Origin of the sequence: Micromonospora maritima (assembly GCF_902825405.1) — a bacterium.
In the GTDB taxonomy this organism is placed as follows: domain Bacteria; phylum Actinomycetota; class Actinomycetes; order Mycobacteriales; family Micromonosporaceae; genus Micromonospora; species Micromonospora maritima.
Genome location: NZ_CADEAU010000417.1, coordinates 1 through 4,717, shown reverse-complemented (window position 1 = coordinate 4,717; position 4,717 = coordinate 1). Strand labels below are relative to the sequence as shown.

The window sequence follows — 4,717 nt, the reverse complement described above, 5'->3', positions numbered from 1 at the left end:
TCTGAACACTCTTTCCCTACACGACGCTCTTCCGATCTCGCTCGGCCAGCGCGCGCTGGCGCAGGTGCACGACGTACGCGCCGAGCAGCGCGCCGGTCACCGAGACGCTGATCCAGAACCCGGGGCCGACCAGCACCACGCCGACCAGCTCGACCAGGTTGAGCAGCAGCAGCGCGGCGAGCACCCGGCGACGGCGGTAGACCGCGGGGGTGTGCCGGCGCCGGGTCGGGTGCCGTCGGCGGGACTGCGCCGGAATGGCCGAGACGGGCCGGAGCCGACCCGACCGGCGCCGCACGGGCGGCGCGGAGACCGGGCGGGCAAGACCGCCCGTGTCGGAATCCTCACTGAGGGTCACCACGAGCGCGCGCGGCGGATGCACCGGCCGCCGTCCGGGCACGGTGCGGCGTCGACGCTGGCGCTGGAGCACCCGCGCCGTCGACTGCGCCCGCTCCGCCACCAGCCGCTCGGTGGCGTCGTACCGGCGGACCAGCGCCGGAGCGAGGGCGAGCAGACCGGCGGCGGCGAGGACGGCGAGGAGCACCGACGTGGGCACCCTCACCCCTCCCGTCACCAAGTTCGGGGCGAGCGCCACACGGCCGCAACTTCTTCCGTCGACCGTCGTTAACGGCGCACATCATGCGGGCGGGCAGCGCTTGCCACAGCTTGCAGTTACTTGAGGTTACGGGCCGCCGACCCGGTTCACCGTGCGCCGCGCCGGGCGGTCACGGTCCGAACGCGTCAACGCCGGGTGTCACGTACGCGGTGCCACCGCGCCAGCAGACCGCCCTCGGCGGCCACTTCCTCGCCGGTCATCGCGTATCCGATGTGGTCCCGCCACGCGCCGTCGATGTGCATGTAGCGCACGTGGTAGGCCTCCTCCCGGAAGCCCAGCTTCTCCACCACCCGCCGGGAGGGGACGTTCTCCGGTCGGATGTTCACCTCGATCCGGTGCAGGCCGCCCGGCCCGAACGCGTGGTCCACGGCGAGCGCCACAGCGGTCGGGATCACGCCGCGACCGGCCACCCGGGAGTCCACCCAGTAGCCCACGTACCCGGAGCAGAACGCCCGCCGCACGATGCTGCCCACGTTGAGGTGCCCGACCAGCCGTTCCCGACCGTCGGAGCGCAGGCAGACCGCGAACGGCATCCCGTCACCGGTACGCGCCGACTTGCGCTGGTCGGCGTGGACCAGGCGGAACGCGGCCGGAGAGTTGGTCTCGTCCCAACTGCCCGGCACGTGCGACTCCCACGGGGCCAGCCAGCTCCGGTTCGCCCGCCGGATCTCGGACCAGGCGAGGGCGTCGGACCGCCGGTACGGTCGCAGCACCACCGGACCGTCCACCAGCACCGCCGGCCACCCCGGCGCCCGCCGGAACCTCACCGCATCAACCGTCCGTTCGCGACTGCGGGGCTCGCAAGCTCACTCCTCGCGCTCACCGCATCAACCGTCCGTTCGCGACTGCGGGGCTCGCAAGCTCACTCCTCGCGCTCACCGGCGTCTGTCCAGCAGCAACACGTCCACGGTGGACCCCGCCGCGGCGGTGGTGACCCGCTCGCCGAGCACCAGCAGGCCGTTCGCCTCGGCCAGGCCGGACAGCGTGAACGGGCCGCCGGCCAGCGGCTGCACGGTGTAGCCGCCACCGCGCCGCTCGGCCACGTGCGCGGGCCGGAACTCGCGCAGCCCCACCGGCGACGAGACCGTCTCCAGCAGGTGCGCGCGGACGCTGGGCCGGAACACCGGCTCGGCGCCGGCCAGCAGTTGGATGGCCGGGCGGGCCAGCACCTCGAAGCCGATCAGCGCCGCGCCGGGCTCACCGGGAAGACACACCACCGGCACCTCCTCGGCGCCGACCGTACCGAACCCGAGGGCGGTTCCGGGATAGAGGGCCACCTCTGTGAAGGTGACCGGCCCGGCCCGGCCGCCGTCGCGGCGGGACAGGATCCGGCGGACCATGTCACCGGGCCCGGTGCCGGTGCCGCCGGTGGTGATGATCAGATCGGCCCGCAGGGTCTGGTCCTCCAGCAGGCCGCGCAGCGCCTCCGGGTCGTCGTCGCAGATCCCCACCCGGTACGCGAGCGCGCCCGCCTCGGCCGCCGCCGCGGTCAGCGCGTGCGAGTTGGTGTCCACCACCTGGCCGGGTTGGCTGCCCCGGCCCACGTCGACCAGTTCGTCGCCGGTCGCCACGATGACCACCCGCGGGCTGGGGCGTACCACCACGTGTCCGATGCCGGTGGCCGCGAACACGGCGACCAGGGCCGGCGAGACGTACGCGCCGGCGCGGGCCAGCAGCGTGCCGGCGCCCAGTTCCTCGCCGGCGCGACGCAGGCCGTACCCCCGCTTGGGGGCGCGGAAGATCTCCACCGCGGCCATGCCCTGGTCGGTCCACTCCACCGGCACCACCACGTCGGCACCGATCGGCAGCGGCGCGCCCGCCGCCACCGAGAAGCACGAGCCGGGGGTGAGCCGGACCGGCCGCCAGCTCGACGCGCCGAGGTCGCCGACCACGTTGAGCCGGATGCTGCGACCGCCGGGCATACCGGAGGGGGCCGGGACGTAGCCCGGCCCCCGGCTCCCTCCAGAGATGTCCTCCCAGCGCGCGGCGTACCCGTCCACCGCCGCCTGGTCGAAGGCGGGGTAGGAGTGCGGGGCGACCACGTCCTCGGCGAGCACGTTGCCGTACGCCTGGGTCAGGTCGAGGTCGAGCGGAGGCAGCGCGCGTAACCTGCGCAGCACACTGCCCAGGTAGTCGGCGAGCGGCGTCAACTCGTTCGCGGCCGCCTCGGCGTCGGCCGTCGCGGTCATGTATCGGCACCGCCGGACGTGTCGCGCACGCCGTTCAGGATCGCGTCGGTGACGGTCTCGTCGCCCTTGTTGACGAACTCCGCCAGCCACTTGCGGAACTCGGCGCCCAGGTCCTCCCGCTCCGCGGCGATCTGGACCACGGTCTGCAGGTAGCCCAGCGGCATGCCGGTGTCGTAGCGGGTGCCCCGGTAGACGATCGCGTGCACCGGCACGCCCTCGGTCCGCAGCAGCTCCATCGCGTCGGTCAGCTGGATCTCGCCGCCGCTGCCCGGCTCGGTTCGCCGGATCGCGTCGAAGATCTTCCCGGGGAGCACGTACCGGCCGAGGACGGCGAGGTTGCTCGGGGCGTCCTCGGGGCTGGGCTTCTCGACCATGCCGGTGACCTTGACGACCTCGGCGATGTCGGAGTGTTCCGACTCGGCCGGCTCGACCGAGGCGATCCCGTAGCGGCTGGTCTCGGAGGGGTCGACCTCGAAGAACGCGAGCACCACGCCGCCGGTGCGGGCCTGCAGCTCCAGCATGGCCGGCAGCAGCGGCTCGGAGGGCTTGACGAACTCGTCGCCGAGCAGCACCGCGAAGGGGGCGTCGCCGACGTGCGACTCGGCGTACCCGACGGCGTGGCCCAGGCCGAGCTGCTCCGGCTGGCGGACGGTGTAGACGGCGGCCAGTTCCTCGGTGCGCTTGACCGCGGCCAGCAGCTCGGGCTTCTTGGCGAGCCGGTCCTCCAGGTCCGGCCGCCGGTCGAAGTGGTCCACCATCGAGGTCTTGCCCCGACCGGTGATCAGCAGCACGTCGGCGATGCCGGCCTGGGTGGCCTCCTCGACGATGTACTGCAGCACCGGCCGGTCGACGACCGGCAGCAGTTCCTTCGGGACCGCCTTGGTGGCCGGCAGGAACCGGGTGGCCAGGCCGGCGGCCGGGATGACGGCCTTGACCGCGCGGGAGCGACCGGGGGTCGCTGAGGGGTTCGCTGAGTGCTCCGACATGCCGCGAGACTATCGGCCACGGCTCTGCCGCGGCGGGTGAGGACCGGAAGACGCGCCGCCCTGTGCGGTGCCCGGCGGGTCCGCCGCGCCGGCTCGGGGCAGCCCGTCCGGCGGGCTGACCGTGGCCGCCACCACCGGAATCTCCTGCGTGGGAACCGGATCGGGCGCCGGGGCCAGCCGGTAGCCGTCCCGGCCTGCGGCCTTCGCGGCGTACAGCGCGTCGTCGGCGGCGTCCAGCACCTGCTGGCCGCCGGCGGCGTGGTCGGGGTAGACGGCGATGCCGATGGAGACCGTCACCGGCACCCGCACCGGCTCGTCGCCGTGCCCCTCGACCGGCACCGGCTGGTCCCGTACCACCGCGCCCAGCCGCTCGGCGACGATGGTCGCGCCGCGCGCGTCGGTCTCCGGGAGCAGCACCACGAACTCCTCGCCGCCCTGCCGGAACGCCAGGTCGACCTCGCGGATGACGCCGCGCACCCGGCGGGCGAACTCGACGAGCACCGCGTCCCCGGCGGCGTGCCCCCAGGTGTCGTTGACGTCCTTGAACCGGTCCAGGTCGAGGGCGAGCACGCTGAGCATCCGGCCGAACCGGTTCGCCCGCTCGACCTCCCGCCGGATCGACTCGCGCAGGTAGCGGTAGTTCCACAGCCCGGTCAGCGGGTCGGTCAGGGAGAGCCGCTGCGCCTCCTCGTGCACCCGGACGTTCTCCACCGCCACCGCCGCGTGGCCGGCGAAGGTCCGCAGCGTGACCAGGTCGTCGTCGTCGAACTCGTGGCCACCGAGCCGGTCGTAGAGGGCCAGCACGCCCAGCGCCCCGCCGGGCGGGGCGGGCGGGTCACCGTCGACCGGCGGATGACCGGGTCGGTCCGGGCCGCGCGACTCGGCGGCGCCCGGGGCGGCGAACGGCACCGCCACGTACGTCTCGCAGG

4 protein-coding genes are annotated in these 4,717 nt (G+C 74.1%); all 4 read right to left on the bottom strand.

The genetic code is table 11. The annotated features are described in order from the left end of the window. Positions 1-738: 738 nt before the first annotated feature. Positions 739-1,380 carry a GNAT family N-acetyltransferase gene (locus HUW36_RS25980; protein ID WP_174530555.1) on the bottom strand — a complete coding sequence of 214 codons (642 nt, stop codon included), beginning with the start codon at positions 1,378-1,380 and terminating at the stop codon, positions 739-741. Between the two features lie 108 nt (positions 1,381-1,488). Beyond that, entirely contained in the window at positions 1,489-2,802 is a 1,314-nt protein-coding gene (locus HUW36_RS25975) for a molybdopterin molybdotransferase MoeA (protein ID WP_174530554.1), read from the bottom strand. Next, complete coding sequence (locus HUW36_RS25970) at positions 2,799-3,788, bottom strand: UTP--glucose-1-phosphate uridylyltransferase (protein ID WP_174530553.1); 990 nt, start codon at positions 3,786-3,788, stop codon at positions 2,799-2,801. The genes HUW36_RS25975 and HUW36_RS25970 overlap by 4 nt, the downstream gene beginning before the upstream one ends. A 9-nt stretch (positions 3,789-3,797) precedes the next feature. Further along, positions 3,798-4,717 (bottom strand): sensor domain-containing diguanylate cyclase (locus HUW36_RS25965; RefSeq protein WP_174530552.1); only part of this gene is annotated, 920 nt, incomplete at its 5' end.

Bases quoted from the DNA above. Each gene is read 5' to 3' on its own strand.
- HUW36_RS25970 (WP_174530553.1), bottom strand. From the start codon at position 3,788: ATGTCGGAGCACTCAGCGAACCCCTCAGCGACCCCCGGTCGCTCCCGC.
- HUW36_RS25975 (WP_174530554.1), bottom strand. From the start codon at position 2,802: ATGACCGCGACGGCCGACGCCGAGGCGGCCGCGAACGAGTTGACGCCG.